Raw genomic sequence first — 14915 nt, forward strand, 5'->3', positions numbered from 1 at the left:
ACGGGTGCGGCTCCGTCAGGGTGATGCCGCGAAGCTAGTGCATGCCCGAGGGGCGAACCGGCTGCACCCCGGTTAGCGCCGGCCCGAGGAAGCGCGCCGCCAACGCCATGAACGCCTCCGGATCGCCGGTGGCTTCGAACAATCGAGTGGCCGGCGGCGCATCGTGCGGGCGCAGTATGTCCCGCTCGGTCAGCACCCGCAGGACCTCCTTGGCGGTCTCCTCGGCGCTGGAGACCAGCGTGACGTTGTCCCCCATCACCAGTTGTATCAACCCGGACAGCAACGGATAGTGCGTGCAGCCGAGTACCAGGGTGTCGACCCCGGAACGCTGTAGCGGCTCCAGATAGCCCTCCGCCAATCCCAGCACCTGACGACCGCTCGTCACGCCCCGCTCGACGAAATCGACGAACCGTGGGCAAGCCACCGCCGTGATCTCGGTGTCGCGCGCGGCGGCAAACGCATCCTGGTAGGCGTGCGAGGTGATGGTCGCGCGGGTGCCGATCACCCCGATGCGACCGTTGCGGGTGGTGGCCACTGCACGGCGTACCGCCGGCAGGATCACTTCGACGACGGGCACGTCGTATCGCTCCCGGGCATCGCGCAGACACGCTGCCGATGCCGTGTTACAGGCAATCACCAGCGCCTTGACGCCCCGGCCGACCAGGTCGTCACCGATGACCAGGGCATGTGCGCGAACCTCGGGGATGGTCAGCGGACCGTACGGGCCGTTGCCGGTATCGCCCACGTAGACGATGTCTTCGTCGGGCAGTTGGTCGATGATGGCCCGTGCGACCGTCAGTCCGCCGACGCCGGAATCAAAGATTCCGACGGGCGCCAGCGGCGAGCTCATGTCTTCGGGCTTGACGGCCGTTCACCGGCCTTTTTCAGCTCCCGAGCCTTGCGTTCCGGAGCGGACAAGAAATACGCCGCCACGACGCCGGCGAGCGCACCGCACAGATGGCCCTGCCAGGAGACGCCACCGCACACTCCCAGCCGCGGCAACGCGCCGAGCAGGATGCCGCCGTAGAAGAACAACACCGCCAGACCGATGATGATGTCCCACACCTTGCGGACGAACAATCCGAAGACCAACAGAAAAGCCAGCCAGCCGAAGATCAGACCCGAGGCACCGATGTGATCGGTGGGCCCGCAGCTGCTGCCGACGTTGCCGATCAGCCAAGTGCCAAACCCGCCGAGGATCCACACGATCGCGGTGGCCCAGACGAACCGGGCCAACCCGGCCAGCGTCATCAGAAAACCCAGCACCAGCAGCGGAACCGTGTTGGCCATCAGGTGCGCCCAGTTGGCGTGCAGCAGCGGCGCGAAGATGATCCCCCAGAGGCCATCGGTTTGCAGCGGTCTGATGCCGTTGAGGTCCAGGGAATGCCGAGTCAGCTGGTCGATCAATTCAACGAGATACAGCAGTGCGACAAAGGTCAGAATTGTCGCTCCGCCGGTCACCCAGCGCGGCCGCTCCTCGGGCTGCGTCGCTGGCGTGCGCGGATGTCTAGCCATACCCGCCGCTCCTCCTCGTCGCTTAGTGCCCTTGCAGAGCATTCCGGCCTCATCCAGGCTACCTGCGTAGACCCAGGTGGACAGATACTCCCACCCACCGTCGGAGCGCCGCCTGCAGCACCGCGCCGGTGGCGATGCCCGCCAAACAGCAGCGAGTCGTATCGCACCGTGGTCTGCGATTCATCCACCTGCCACGGCCGGCAGGATGGTGACCGTGTCACCGTCGGCGATCGCGGTGTCCAAGCCGCCGGAGAACCGCACGTCCTCGTCATTGACGTAGATGTTCACGAACCGGTGCAACTTGCCGTTGTCGATCAGCCGCTCAGCGATACCCGAGTAGTTCGCTTCGAGGTCGTCGATGACCGCCCCCAGGGTGTCACCGCTGGCCGTGACGCGCTTTTGGCCACCGGTCTGCGGTCGCAGGATGGTCGGGATGGACACGGTGACGCTCATGACGGCCTCTCCAGGGACAGTTCAATACCGCTCGACGACATTGACGGGTTCTTCGGTCACAGCACCAGCGATGATCCGATAGCTGCGCAACTCATCGCGGTCGGGATCGCGCGTGCAGACCAGAACATAATGCGCCGCCGGCTCGGCGGCCAGATCGATATCAGTGCGGCTCGGGTAGGCGTCGGTGGCCGTGTGCGAGTGGTAGATCACAACCGGCACCTCGCCGGCGCCTTCCATCTCTTGCCACACCGCAAGCTGTTCGCCCGAGTCGAAACGGTAGAAGGTCGGCGAGCGCTCGGCGTTGGTCATCGGAATGTGCCGGTGGGGACGGTCGGATCCCTGCGGCCCGGCCAGCACTCCGCACGCCTCGTCGGGATGATCGCGGCGCGCATGGGCGAGGATCGCATCGACCAGGTCGGCACGGACCACCAACACCTCAGCGGCTTTCTGTTCCCGATGTTTGCAACGCTCCGGGCAACACATCGCGGTAGCTCGGTATTCCGGCAACGGACTCCGCGGCAATCACACCGACCAGCACCGCCTGGGCCAGGCAATCAGCCGCGGCAGCCCCCACCGCGGTGAGAAGCCCGGTCTCGGGAGACAACGCGGCGGGAATGGCGGGATCAGGGGGTACCTGCACCGCGCCGGTGGCCAGCGCGAAAACGGTGTCCCCGTCCAACGGTGTGTGCGCGGGACGAATCGTGCGGGCCAACCCGTCCTGGGCGGCGATCGCCACCCGCTGGCAACCCGCCGGACTCAGCGCGGCATCCGTGGCGACCACCGCAATGGTGGTGTTCAGCGGCCGATCTTGGGGCGCGTCTTGCGGATCCAGCGGAGAAGGCAGCCGGGCGAGCTCATCGAGCTGATCGGCCGGTGGCCGGGTGAGACCGAACTCGCCGGAAAGTTCCGCCATCCACGGCAGGCCGGTGGCCGGATCCACGACATTGCCGACGGAGTTCACCACCACCACGGCACCGACTGTCACACCGGAGGGCAGCTTGACCGACGCGGTCCCCACGCCACCCTTGAGGACGCCGGCGCGCGCCCCCACGCCCGCGCCAACTGTCCCGACCGCCAGCGACGCAGTGGCGCCCGGGTCCTGATCGCTGACCGCCGCGTCACAGGCCAAGTAGCCGAATTCGGCGGTGGGACGCTGCCCCCACCCGCCGACGGGCAGATCGAAAATTACTGCGCCCGGAACGATCGGCACCACACCGGTGCCCATCGCCACACCGCGCTGATGTTCCTCCAGCCAGCGCATGACACCGTCAGCGGCCGCCAGACCGTAGGCGCTGCCACCTGCCAATAGCACCGCGTCCACGAAGCGCACGCTGTTGACCGGGTCCAGTAAATCGGTCTCACGGGTTCCGGGCGCGCCACCGCGACAGTCGACCGCACCAACAGTTCCGGGCGGCGCCAGCACCACCGTGACACCCGATGCCCAACCGGCGCCGAGGGACGCGTCCGGATCCAGCCTTTGGTAATGCCCGACGCGGATGCCCCCGATGTCGGTGATGGAGCTCATCCAGCCGACTTCCCCATCAGGACCAGCACCAGATATTCCTGCAAAACGGTCAGCCACTGATAGACGTCGTAGTGGGCGGCCAGCGGATGGTCGGCGGGCAAGCGCTCGGGTCCGCGGGGGCCAACATCAAGCAGGACTCCCAGCGTCAGGCGCAGGTCGTTGACCGCGGCGACCCAGGCGTTGGCGCCGTCTTCCGTCAGCTCGAAGCGGCCCCCCTTCTCCGGAACCGTGTCCAATAGCTGCTGCGCGGTAGCGCGTTTGGCGTCGATGATGTCGGGCTCATGCAAGCTGCGCAACGCGGCATTGAGTGTCTCGGAGCTGTCGAGGGTCATTGGGTCGGTCTCGCCGGGTTTGTAGAAATCCGGCAGCAGCCGGCGCAGCGTCGGATCGCCCGGGCGCTGCGCATGGCCGGTCCGGATGCCGGTGATCTCCTCGAGTTCATCCGACGGCGCGGTGGATTCACGCTCATCCAACAAGCCGATCATCGCGCCGACCAAGTTTTTGAGCAGGGTCGCTTCGTGCGGAGCCAAGGACGACCGAAACCGAGGACCGTTGCGGGTTTCAACGCGCTTCCATTTGCGCACAGTGGATCCGGATACCCTCGAATCTCACCGGTCCTGCTGCATCGTCGCCCACAAACCGGCGGCGTGCAGTTTGGACACGTCGACTTCCATGGCCTCTCGGCTACCCGCTGACACCACAGCCCTACCTTCGTTGTGCACCTGCAACATCAATTTGGTGGCATGCGGTTCGCTGTAACCGAACAACTTTTGGAACACATAGGTCACATAGGTCATCAGGTTGACCGGATCGTCCCACACGATTGTCACCCACGGGCTAGCCGTGGCGTCTCGCGACGCAGACTCCTGCTGCCCGACCGAGCCGGGCTTAGCAGGGGCTGAGGCAACAACCATAGCCCTAGGATAGCGAGCCCCTCCCGTGGATACCGACTCCCCAACCGAACCGATACGGTGGCGGTGTGAACCACTCGGTCCTGGCTGGGCTGCTGACCGACAAGTACGAGATGACCATGCTGGCGGCCGCGCTGCGCGACGGCACCGCCGAGCGCCGGACGTCCTGGGAGGTCTTCGCCCGTCGGCTGCCCGCCGGCCGCAGATACGGGGTGGTGGCCGGGACCGGCCGCCTCCTGGAACTCTTGCCCCGGTTCGGCTTCGACGACCAAGCATGCGAGTTGCTGGCCCAATTCCTGGATCCAGACACCGTGGCTTACCTGCGCGACTTCCGGTTCAGCGGCGACATCGACGGCTATGCCGAAGGCGAGCTTTACTTCCCCGGGTCCCCCGTGCTCTCGGTACACGGCAGCTTCGCCGAATGCGTGCTGCTGGAGACTCTGGTGCTGTCGATCTTGAATCACGACTCAGCGATCGCCTCGGCCGCGGCCCGGATGGTCAGTGCCGCCGGCGATCGCCCCTTGATCGAAATGGGTTCGCGACGCACCCACGAGTGCGCCGCGGTCGCTGCCGCCCGAGCCGCATACATTGCCGGGTGCACCGGCTCCTCCAATCTGGAAGCCCGGCAACTCTACGGCGTCCCCGCCGAGGGCACCGCCGCGCACGCGTTCACCATGGTGCATATCAACCAGGACCGCACACCGGCCTTGGCCGAGCTGGCCGCGTTCCGGGCCCAGATCGACGCGCTCGGGCCGGACACCACGCTGCTCGTCGATACCTATGACGTGACGACCGGGGTGGCCAACGCCGTGGCCGCCGCGGGTACGGCTCTGGGCGCGGTCCGCATCGACTCCGGCGAGCTGGGTGTACTCGCCCGGCAGGCGCGCCAGCAACTCGACGCCTTGGGGGCCACCGAAACCCAAATCATGCTCTCGGGCGATCTGGACGAGTTCTCCATCGCCGCGCTGCGCGCGGAGCCGGTCGATCGCTACGGCGTCGGCACCTCGCTGGTCACCGGCTCGGGCGCACCAACGGCGAGCATGGTTTACAAACTTGTTGAGGTCGAAGGCATTCCGGTGCAGAAGCGCAGCAGCCAGAAGGAATCCCGCGGTGGTCGCAAGGAGGCGCTGCGGCTGGCGCGACCGACGGGAACCGTCACCGAGGAGATCGTGCACCCGGCCGGTCGACCGCCGGCCACCACGGGGCTACACCGGGTGTTGACGACACCGCTGGTTCGCAGCGGAAAGCCGATGGTCACCACCGATCCAGATACTCTCGCCGCAGCCCGAAAGCTGGTGGCGTCTGGGCTACGCAGCTTGCCTTGGGAGGGACTGAAATTGGCACCCGGCGAACCCGCCATCCCGACCCAGACCATCTCGGCCTGAGAGCCGGCTTGACCACGAGGGAGCAACCACGTCCCGTGCCCGAGTCTGCGTCCGTTCCCGAGCTGCTGGCGATTGCCGTGGCCGCAGTGGGTGGCAGCGAACGTCCCGGCCAGGTGGAGATGGCCGACGCTGTTGCGCGGTCATTCCAGTTCGGCGAGCACTTGGTTGTTCAGGCCGGCACCGGCACCGGCAAATCGCTGGCGTACCTGATTCCGGCGGTTGTGCGCGCGCTCGACGACAACGCACCCGTGGTGGTGTCTACCGCAACAATTGCGCTGCAGCGCCAGCTCGTCGATCGCGACCTACCCCGGCTGGCCGACGCACTCGCCGATGCACTCCCCCGCCAACCGCGGTTCGCGCTGCTCAAGGGGCGACGAAACTATCTATGTCTGAATAAGATCCACAGCGATGGCTCGACCTGCGATCCGGAAGCCGACGATCAGCCGCAAGAGGAACTCTTCAACCCGATGGCCGCCACCGCACTGGGCCGCGACGTGGCACGACTGACCGAATGGGCGTCCACCACCGACACCGGTGACCGCGACGACCTCAAGCCTGGGGTCGCTGAACGGTCCTGGTCCCAGGTCAGCGTCTCGGCGCGGGAATGCATCGGCGTGGCCCGCTGTCCCTACGGATCCGAGTGTTTCTCGGAACGTGCGCGCAGCCGCGCCGGTGGCGCCGACATCGTCGTCACCAACCACGCGTTGCTGGCCATCGATGCTGTCGCGGAATCGACAGTGCTGCCGGAACATTCGCTACTGGTCGTCGACGAGGCGCACGAGTTGACCGACCGGGTGACCTCGGTGGCCACCGCGGAACTGACCTCAGCCGCCCTCAGCGCGGCGACGCGGCGCATCGCGCGTCTGGTGAGTCCGGAGCTGACCCAGCGGTTGGATGCGGCATCGACCACCTTCGCCTCGGCCATTCACGACGGGACGCCCGGCCGCATCGACCACCTCGACGATGAGTTGGCGACCTACCTGACCGCGCTGCGCGATGCCGCCGCCGCGGCCCGCTCGGCGATCTCCGGCACCAGCGACGCCGCGGCCGCATCAGCGCGCGCCGAATCCGCCGCGGCGTTGGCCGACATCTCCGATACCGCGTCACGAATCCTGACCTCATTCACGCCGCCCATCCCCGACCGCACCGATGTGGTCTGGCTCGAACACGAGGAAAACCGGGGTTCGCCGCGGGCCGTACTGCGGGTAGCACCGCTGTCGGTGGCCGGGCTGCTGGCCGCCACGGTGTTCTCCCGATCGACGACGGTGTTGACCTCGGCAACGCTGACGGTGGGCGGAAGCTTCGATGCCATGGCCACGGCCTGGGGCCTGACCGAACCTAGGACCGACCCCAAAAGCGAAGCGGCCGAACAACGCACGCCGTGGCGTGGCCTCGACGTCGGATCACCGTTTCACCACGCCAAGTCGGGAATCCTCTATGTGGCCGCCCACCTCCCACCGCCCGGCCGGGAGGGAGCGGCTGCGGCCGAGCAGCTGACCGAAATCGCCGAGCTCATCACCGCGGCCGGTGGGCGCACCCTGGGCCTGTTCTCCTCGATGCGGGCGGCCCGCGCCGCAGCGGAAGCCATGCGGGAGCGGCTCTCGACACCGGTGCTGTGCCAGGGCGACGACAGCACCTCCGCACTTGTCGAGCAGTTCGCCGACGACGCCGCCACCTCGTTGTTCGGCACGTTGTCGCTGTGGCAGGGCGTCGACGTGCCCGGACCATCGTTGTCCCTGGTGCTGATCGACCGCATCCCATTTCCGCGCCCGGACGACCCGTTGCTCAGTGCCCGGCAACGGGCGGTGGCGGCCCGGGGCGGCAATGGTTTCATGGCCGTCGCGGCCAACCACGCGGCGCTGCTGCTGGCGCAGGGGGCGGGACGGCTGTTACGCCGCGTCACCGACCGGGGCGTGGTCGCAGTTCTGGACTCGCGGATGGCGACCGCCCGGTATGGGAGCTATCTGCGCGACTCGCTACCCCCGTTCTGGCAGACCATCAATGGCACCCAGGTTCGCCAGGCACTGCAGCGATTGGCCGAACTCGACGAGACCTAGCGGGTAGCGAGGGTGACCAGCCCGAGTTCGTTGCTGGCGGCCAGCATCGGATGGCGCGGAAGCACGCGCACCGTGTATCCCAGCGCACCCGCCATCGGCAGCGGAGTCGTCGTTGAGAAGACCTGGTTGCCCGCGTCGGCGTGACCGGCATAAGACATCTCGACGGTGACCGGGTCAACCAGAACATCGCCGGCGTCGACTCTGCCCAGCACCGCTTGCACCGTCACTTCATCGGGCGCCAGCCCGGCCAGTTGCACGATCGCGGTAAGAGTCAGCTTCGATCCCAGCAATGGGGTGTCGGGCAGCCCCGTGCTGTCGACGTCGGTGATCTCGATGCTGGGCCAGGCCGCTTCCACACGTCGGCGGTAGGCGGCCAACTCGCGGGCCGCCTGGTACTCGGTGCCGTCCTCGGCGGTGGCGATGGTCTTGCGCCGCGATTGTGCCGCTGGTGCATAATACCGCTCCGTGTAGTCGCGCACCATCCGCGACGCCAGCACCTTCGGGCCAAGTGTCTGCAAGGTGTGGCGCACCATCTCGATCCAGCGCGGCGGCACCCCCCGTTCGTCGCGCTCGTAGAACTTTGGCGCCACCGAATGCTCCAGCAGGTCGTAGAGTGCGCTGGCCTCCAGGTCGTCGCGTCGTTCCGGATCGGCCACCCCATCCGCAGACGGTATTTCCCAACCATTTTCGCCGTCGTACCATTCGTCCCACCAGCCGTCGCGAATGGACAGATTCAGCCCACCGTTGAGCGCACTCTTCATTCCTGAAGTGCCACAGGCTTCCAGCGGTCGCAGCGGATTGTTCAGCCAAATGTCGCAACCCCAGTACAGGAATCGGGCCATCGACATGTCGTAGTTGGGCAGGAAAGCGATGCGGTGCCGCACCTCTGGCCGGTCGGCAAAACGCACCACTTGCTGGATCAGCGCCTTGCCGCCGTCATCGGCCGGATGCGATTTTCCGGCAACAATCAGCTGTATCGGCCGTTGCGGATCCAGCAAGAGCTTTTCCAACCGATCCGAATCACGCAACATCAACGTCAGACGCTTATACGTCGGGACTCGGCGGGCAAAACCTACGGTCAACACATCAGGATCGAATGCCGTTGGTATCCAACCCAGTTCGGCCTCGGATGCACCTCGCTCCAGCCAGGACTGCCGCAGCCGCGCCCGCACGTCCTCCACCAGCAACGATCGCAGTTGGGAACGGATCCACCACAGATGGCCGGGGTCCACCTGATTCAGTCGTAGCCACACGGCGGGCATGCTGAACGAGTCCGAGCCGGCCAGTTCGCGACCGAGTTCCAGCCACTGGGGAGCCGCCCAGGTGCGCGCGTGCACACCGTTGGTGATCGATCCGATCGGCACGTCGTCATGATCGAATCCCGGCCACAACTCGTTGAACATGGCCCGGCTCACCCTGCCGTGCAACAGCGAGACGCCATTGGCGCGCTGCGCTAGGCGCAGGCCCATGTGGGCCATGTTGAACTTGGTGGGATCGTCTTCTGCGCCCAGGGCAAGGATGCGCTCGGTGGGCACCCCGGGCAGCAACGTGGGCTCGTCATCGGCGAAATAGCGCTGCACCATCTCCACCGGGAACCGGTCGATACCGGCGGGTACGGGCGTGTGCGTGGTGAACACCGTGCTGGAGCGCACCACCGTCAACGCGGTGTCGAAGTCCAGTCCCGCGTCGGTGATCAGCTCACGGATCCGCTCGGCGCCGAGGAATCCGGCGTGCCCCTCGTTCATGTGGAACACCTCGGGGGCGGGCAGGCCCTGGATTGCGGTGAATGCCCGAATGGCCCGAATCCCGCCGATGCCGGCCAGGATCTCCTGCTTGATGCGGTGTTCCTGATCGCCACCGTAGAGCCGGTCGGTGACGCTGCGTAGGTCGTGTTCGTTTTCTGGAACATCGGAGTCGAGCAGCAGCAGCGGAACCCGACCGACCTGCGCCACCCAGATCTGGGCCCGCAGCCGAGCCGAATCCGGCAACGTCAGCTCGACCAGCACTGGGTCGCCGTTGGCGTTGGTGAGCAGGCGCAACGGCAGGCCTTGCGGGTCCAGCGATGGATAGGTTTCCTGCTGCCAGCCGTCTGCGGTCAGCGACTGCCGAAAGTAGCCGGAACGGTAATACAGACCGACCGCGATCAGCGGCAACCCCAGATCGGAGGCGGCCTTGAGGTGGTCACCAGCCAGAATCCCCAGTCCGCCGGAGTAGTTGGGCAACACCTCGGCGACGCCGAATTCCATCGAGAAGTAGGCGATGCCGGTGGGCATCGCAACGCCGTCGGCCTCCTGCTGCTGGTACCACAGCGGACGGTTGAGGTAGTCGTTGAGATCGGCGGCAAGCGCGTCGAGTCGCCCCAGGAACTCTTCGTCGAGCGCCAGTTCATCGAGCCGCGCGGGCTTGACCGCGCCCAGCACCGCCACCGGGTCGTGGCCACAGCTGGTCCACAGCGCCGGATCGATGCTCGCGAACAGGTCTTGCGTCGGCTTTTCCCACGACCACCGCAGGTTCGTCGAAAGCTGGTAGAGCGCGGCCAGACGGTCGGGCAGATGCGTGCGGACGGTAAAGCGGCGAAGGGCTTTCACGCGAATAAACATTACTGAGGATTTCTAGGTGCGCACGGCTAGAGATCGACTGCTTGGGCCCCTCCGGTGTGGTCTGACACTAGGGTGGGTATGGGGCGCTAGGAGACGAGCAGACAGCGACACACGAAGAAACCCCGGCGACATCTGCTGGTAATCGTCCGGGGTGGTGAGCCAGGAACGGAGTGATCGGTGCCCGGTCGTGTCGAGATCGATAACGTCCAGCCCGTCGTCTCATGTGGCACATACCCCGCCAAAGCGGTGATCGGTGAGGTGATTCCGGTTAGCGCGTCGGTATGGCGGGAAGGTCACGAGGCGGTGGCCGCGACGCTGGTGGTGCGCTATTTGGGAGCGCGCTATCCGCAAGTCGCGGATGTACGAAGGATCCAGGCGGCTGCGGCCGCGGAAGCGGAGCTGAGCACCAGGCCGGCCGAACAGCAGCGGGTCAAGCCATTGCTGTTTCCGATGACCATGGGCGAAGAGCCCTTCGTCTTCCACGGTCAGTTCACCCCCGACAGCGTCGGGCTGTGGACGTTTCGCGTCGACGGCTGGGGTGACCCGATTCACAGCTGGCGGCACGGGCTGGTGGCCAAACTCGACGCCGGGCAGGGCGAGAGCGAGCTGTCCAACGACCTGCTGGTCGGCGCGGCGCTGCTGGAGCGCGCCGCGACCGGGGTGCCGCGCGCACAACGCTGGCCGCTGATGGAGGCCGCGGCAGCATTGCAGGCCCCGGGCGATCCGGTGACTCGCTCGGCCCTGGCGCTGACGCCCGAGATCGACGAAGTGCTCGAGCTGTATCCGCTGCGGGATCTGGTCACCCGCGGCGAGCAGCTCGGAGTCTGGGTCGATCGGCCCGTGGCGCGCTTCGGGGCCTGGTATGAGATGTTCCCCCGCTCGACCGGTGGTTGGGACGACGAGGGCAAGCCGGTGCACGGGACCTTCGCCACCGCGACGGCACAACTCCCCCGCATCGCGGGCATGGGATTCGACGTGGTCTACCTTCCGCCGATTCACCCGATCGGCAAGGTGCACCGCAAGGGCCCCAACAACAACCCCACCGCCGTACCCGGGGATGTCGGATCTCCGTGGGCGATCGGCAGCGACGAGGGTGGTCACGACGCGGTCCATCCGGACCTGGGCACCATCGACGACTTTGATGAGTTCGTGGCAACGGCACGCGATCTGGGCATGGAGGTCGCCCTGGATCTCGCGCTGCAGTGCGCTCCGGATCACCCATGGGCGCGTGAACACCGCAACTGGTTCACGGAGTTGCCGGACGGCACCATCGCCTACGCGGAGAATCCGCCGAAGAAGTACCAGGACATCTATCCGCTCAACTTCGACAACGACCCTGCCGGGCTCTACGCCGAAGTCTTGCGGGTGGTGCAATATTGGATCGACCATGGGGTCAAGTTCTTTCGAGTTGACAACCCGCACACCAAGCCGCCCAATTTCTGGGCTTGGCTGATCGACCAGATCAAGGCCGTCGACCCCGACGTCCTGTTCCTGTCCGAGGCGTTCACGCCGCCGGCCCGTCAGTACGGACTGGCCAAGCTCGGCTTCACCCAGTCCTACAGCTATTTCACCTGGCGGACCGCCAAGTGGGAGCTCACCGAATTCGGCAACGACATAGCCAAGCTCGCCGACTTCCGACGGCCCAACCTCTTCGTCAACACCCCCGACATCCTGCACGCCGTGCTGCAGCACCATGGCCCAGGCATGTTCGCCATCCGCGCGGTGCTGGCCGCCACCATGGGTCCCGCTTGGGGCGTGTACTCGGGCTATGAGTTGTTCGAGCACCGCGCCGTGCGCGAGGGCAGCGAGGAGTACCTGGACTCGGAGAAGTATGAACTGCGTCCTCGTGACTTCGCGGGTGCTCTCGCCGAGGGCAGATCACTGGAATCGTTCATCACACAGCTCAACGCGATTCGGCGACTGCATCCGGCACTGCAGCAGTTGCGCACGATCTACTTCCACCATGTCGACAATGACGCGTTGCTGGCCTACAGCAAGTTCGACCCGGCCACCGGCGACTGCGTTCTGGTGGTCGTGACGCTGAATGCCTTCACGCCCGAGGTGGCCACACTGTCGTTGGACATGCACGCATTGGGCATGGAGCCCTACGACCGGTTCTGGGTACGTGACGAAGTAACCGGCGAGGAATATCAGTGGGGGCAAACCAATTACATTCGCATCGATCCGGGCCGAGCGGTTGCCCACATCATCAACATGCCACTTATACCGGAACAATCTCGAATCACATTGCTACGCAGGAGGTGAGGGGCAGTGAGCAGAACCGACCAACTCGCCGGGACGCACCTGGCGCCCGAACCCAACGACTTGGCGCGCCTAGTCGCCGGTTCACACCACAATCCGCATGGCGTCCTGGGCGCCCACGAGTACGGCGACCACACTGTCATCCGTGCGTTTCGGCCGCACGCGGCAGAAGTGATCGCCATAGTCGGTGACGACCGGTTTCCGATGCAGCACATCGAGTCTGGCTTGTTCGCCGTCGCGCTGCCCTTTGTCGACCTCATCGACTACCGACTGCAAGTCAGCTATGAGAACTCGGAGCCGTTCACGGTTGCCGACGCGTACCGCTTCCTGCCCACCCTGGGCGAGGTGGACCTGCACCTGTTCGCCGAGGGCCGCCATGAGCGACTCTGGGAGGCGCTCGGCGCCCACCCCCGCTCGTTCACCACAGCCGACGGCGTGGTCCACGGGGTGTCCTTCGCGGTGTGGGCTCCCAACGCCGAGGGGGTCAGCCTGATCGGCGACTTCAACGGATGGAGCGGCAGTGAGGCTCCCATGCGGGTGTTGGGTTCCTCGGGGGTGTGGGAATTATTCTGGCCCGACTTCCCCGCCGACGGGCTCTACAAGTTCCGGGTACACGGAGCCGACGGTGTGGTCTCGGAGCGGGCCGACCCGTTCGCCTTCGGCACCGAAGTACCGCCCCAGACGGCATCGCGGGTAACCGTAAGCGACTACAGCTGGGACGACGGCGACTGGATGACCGAGCGTGCACAACGCAATCCGGTATTCGAGCCGATGAGCACCTACGAGGTCCACCTAGGTTCGTGGCGACCCGGCCTCAGCTATCGCCAGCTCGCCACGGAGCTGACGGATTACGTTGTGGCACATAAGTTCACTCACGTAGAGCTACTCCCCGTTGCAGAGCATCCGTTCGCCGGGTCGTGGGGATACCAGGTCACGTCCTACTACGCGCCGACATCCAGGTTCGGCACCCCCGACGACTTCCGAGCCTTGGTCGATGCACTGCACCAAGCGGGCATCGGGGTCATCGTGGACTGGGTGCCCGCGCACTTCCCCAAGGATGCATGGGCCCTAGGGCGGTTCGACGGGACACCGCTCTACGAACACTCGGACCCCAAAAGGGGTGAGCAACTAGACTGGGGAACTTACGTTTTCGACTTCGGCCGGCCTGAGGTGCGCAACTTCCTGGTGGCCAACGCGTTGTACTGGATCGAGCAGTTCCACATCGATGGCCTGCGGGTGGACGCGGTGGCGTCGATGCTGTATCTGGACTACTCCCGCCCGCAGGACGGCTGGACACCGAACATCTACGGAGGGCGAGAGAACCTGGAGGCGGTGCAGTTCCTGCAGGAAATGAATGCCACAGCGCACAAGGCAGCGCCGGGCATCGTCACCATTGCCGAGGAGTCCACCTCGTGGCCCGGGGTGACTCGACCAACCAGCATTGGCGGCCTGGGCTTCTCGATGAAATGGAACATGGGCTGGATGCACGACACGCTCGACTACGTCAGCCGCGATCCCATCTATCGCAGCTACCACCATCACGAGATGACGTTCTCGATGCTGTACGCGTTCAGCGAGAACTACGTGCTGCCGCTGAGTCACGATGAGGTGGTCCACGGCAAAGGCACGTTATGGGGCCGGATGCCGGGTAGCAATCACACCAAGGCCGCCGGCTTGCGGAGCCTGCTCGCCTACCAATGGGCCCACCCCGGCAAGCAACTGCTGTTCATGGGACAGGAGTTCGGTCAGCGCGCCGAGTGGTCCGAACAGCGCAGCCTGGACTGGTTCCAACTCGACGAGAATGGCTTCTCTAATGGCGTTTTGCGCTTGGTCCGCGACATCAACGAGATCTACTGCGACCATTGCGCATTGTGGAGTCAGGACACCACCCCGAGGGCTATTCCTGGATCGACGCCAACGACTCGGCGAACAATGTCTTGAGCTTCCTGCGGCATGGCAGCGACGGCTCGGTGATGGCCTGCATATTCAACTTCGCGGGTTCAGAACACAGCGACTATCGCCTCGGCCTGCCGATCGCCGGTCGTTGGCGTGAGGTGCTCAATACCGACGCAACGATCTACAACGGCTCAGGAGTCGGTAATTTCGGCGGCGTTGATGCCACCGCGGAGCCATGGCACGGTCGTCCGGCATCCGCGGTGCTGGTGCTGCCGCCCTCGTCGGCGCTGTGGCTGGAACCCGCCTAGCCG

At 65.7% G+C, this 14915-nt stretch carries 11 protein-coding genes and 1 pseudogene; 4 read left to right on the top strand and 8 right to left on the bottom strand.

Annotated features, from left to right (window positions below; translation table 11 throughout):
* Positions 1-34 precede the first annotated feature (34 nt).
* The 7 genes from murI to clpS all read right to left on the bottom strand — a co-directional run bounded on the left by murI (position 35) and on the right by clpS (position 4407).
* Positions 35-850, bottom strand: coding sequence for a glutamate racemase (gene murI, locus CKW46_RS22460; RefSeq protein WP_117435502.1), 816 nt, complete (start codon positions 848-850; stop codon positions 35-37).
* The gene (locus CKW46_RS22465; protein ID WP_482052423.1) at positions 847-1557 is read right to left on the bottom strand and encodes a rhomboid family intramembrane serine protease; all 711 of its coding nucleotides are present in this window, start codon (positions 1555-1557) and stop codon (positions 847-849) included. The genes murI and CKW46_RS22465 overlap by 4 nt, the downstream gene beginning before the upstream one ends.
* A gap of 138 nt (positions 1558-1695) precedes the next feature.
* Entirely contained in the window at positions 1696-1968 is a 273-nt protein-coding gene (locus CKW46_RS22470) for a MoaD/ThiS family protein (protein ID WP_012395650.1), read from the bottom strand.
* Between the two features lie 21 nt (positions 1969-1989).
* Positions 1990-2451: a M67 family metallopeptidase gene (locus tag CKW46_RS22475; protein WP_015356681.1), complete on the bottom strand. Its 462-nt coding sequence runs from the start codon at positions 2449-2451 to the stop codon at positions 1990-1992.
* Positions 2405-3493, bottom strand: a complete 1089-nt coding sequence (locus tag CKW46_RS22480) for a P1 family peptidase (protein ID WP_011741603.1) — start codon at positions 3491-3493, stop codon at positions 2405-2407. The genes CKW46_RS22475 and CKW46_RS22480 overlap by 47 nt, the downstream gene beginning before the upstream one ends.
* Positions 3490-4077, bottom strand: a complete 588-nt coding sequence (gene aosR, locus CKW46_RS22485; RefSeq protein ID WP_011741604.1) for an oxidative stress transcriptional regulator AosR — start codon at positions 4075-4077, stop codon at positions 3490-3492. Before aosR ends, CKW46_RS22480 begins: the two co-directional genes overlap by 4 nt.
* Before the next feature lie 24 nt (positions 4078-4101).
* Positions 4102-4407 (bottom strand): ATP-dependent Clp protease adapter ClpS, encoded by a 306-nt coding sequence (gene clpS / locus CKW46_RS22490; RefSeq protein WP_012395653.1) that lies wholly within the window; start codon positions 4405-4407, stop codon positions 4102-4104.
* 110 nt (positions 4408-4517) lie between these two features.
* Here clpS and CKW46_RS22495 point away from each other — a divergent pair, with 110 nt between their 5' ends.
* Positions 4518-5789 carry a nicotinate phosphoribosyltransferase gene (locus CKW46_RS22495; RefSeq protein ID WP_235065898.1) on the top strand — a complete coding sequence of 424 codons (1272 nt, stop codon included), beginning with the start codon at positions 4518-4520 and terminating at the stop codon, positions 5787-5789.
* 35 nt (positions 5790-5824) lie between these two features.
* Positions 5825-7846 carry an ATP-dependent DNA helicase gene (locus CKW46_RS22500; protein ID WP_482052424.1) on the top strand — a complete coding sequence of 674 codons (2022 nt, stop codon included), beginning with the start codon at positions 5825-5827 and terminating at the stop codon, positions 7844-7846.
* Here the strand turns inward: CKW46_RS22500 and CKW46_RS22505 are convergent.
* Positions 7843-10434 (bottom strand): glycosyltransferase family 1 protein, encoded by a 2592-nt coding sequence (locus tag CKW46_RS22505; protein ID WP_041300513.1) that lies wholly within the window; start codon positions 10432-10434, stop codon positions 7843-7845. The genes CKW46_RS22500 and CKW46_RS22505 overlap by 4 nt on opposite strands.
* Positions 10435-10623: 189 nt before the next feature.
* Between CKW46_RS22505 and CKW46_RS22510 the strand changes: the two genes are divergently transcribed.
* A complete protein-coding gene (locus CKW46_RS22510) occupies positions 10624-12711 on the top strand; it encodes an alpha-1,4-glucan--maltose-1-phosphate maltosyltransferase (protein WP_482052425.1) in 2088 nt (695 codons plus the stop codon).
* Positions 12712-12717: 6 nt separating this feature from the next.
* A pseudogene (gene glgB / locus CKW46_RS22515) lies at positions 12718-14912 on the top strand (1,4-alpha-glucan branching protein GlgB).
* Positions 14913-14915 lie beyond the last annotated feature (3 nt).

Origin of the sequence: Mycobacterium liflandii (assembly GCF_022354805.1) — a bacterium.
Classification (GTDB): Bacteria; Actinomycetota; Actinomycetes; order Mycobacteriales; family Mycobacteriaceae; genus Mycobacterium; species Mycobacterium marinum.

Coding starts and splice junctions, on each gene's coding strand:
- CKW46_RS22495 (WP_235065898.1), top strand. CDS start 4,518: ATGACCATGCTGGCGGCCGCGCTGCGCGACGGCACCGCCGAGCGCCGG.
- murI (WP_117435502.1), bottom strand. CDS start 850: ATGAGCTCGCCGCTGGCGCCCGTCGGAATCTTTGATTCCGGCGTCGGC.
- CKW46_RS22480 (WP_011741603.1), bottom strand. CDS start 3,493: ATGAGCTCCATCACCGACATCGGGGGCATCCGCGTCGGGCATTACCAA.
- CKW46_RS22470 (WP_012395650.1), bottom strand. CDS start 1,968: ATGAGCGTCACCGTGTCCATCCCGACCATCCTGCGACCGCAGACCGGT.
- CKW46_RS22475 (WP_015356681.1), bottom strand. CDS start 2,451: ATGTGTTGCCCGGAGCGTTGCAAACATCGGGAACAGAAAGCCGCTGAG.
- CKW46_RS22465 (WP_482052423.1), bottom strand. CDS start 1,557: ATGCTCTGCAAGGGCACTAAGCGACGAGGAGGAGCGGCGGGTATGGCT.
- clpS (WP_012395653.1), bottom strand. CDS start 4,407: ATGGTTGTTGCCTCAGCCCCTGCTAAGCCCGGCTCGGTCGGGCAGCAG.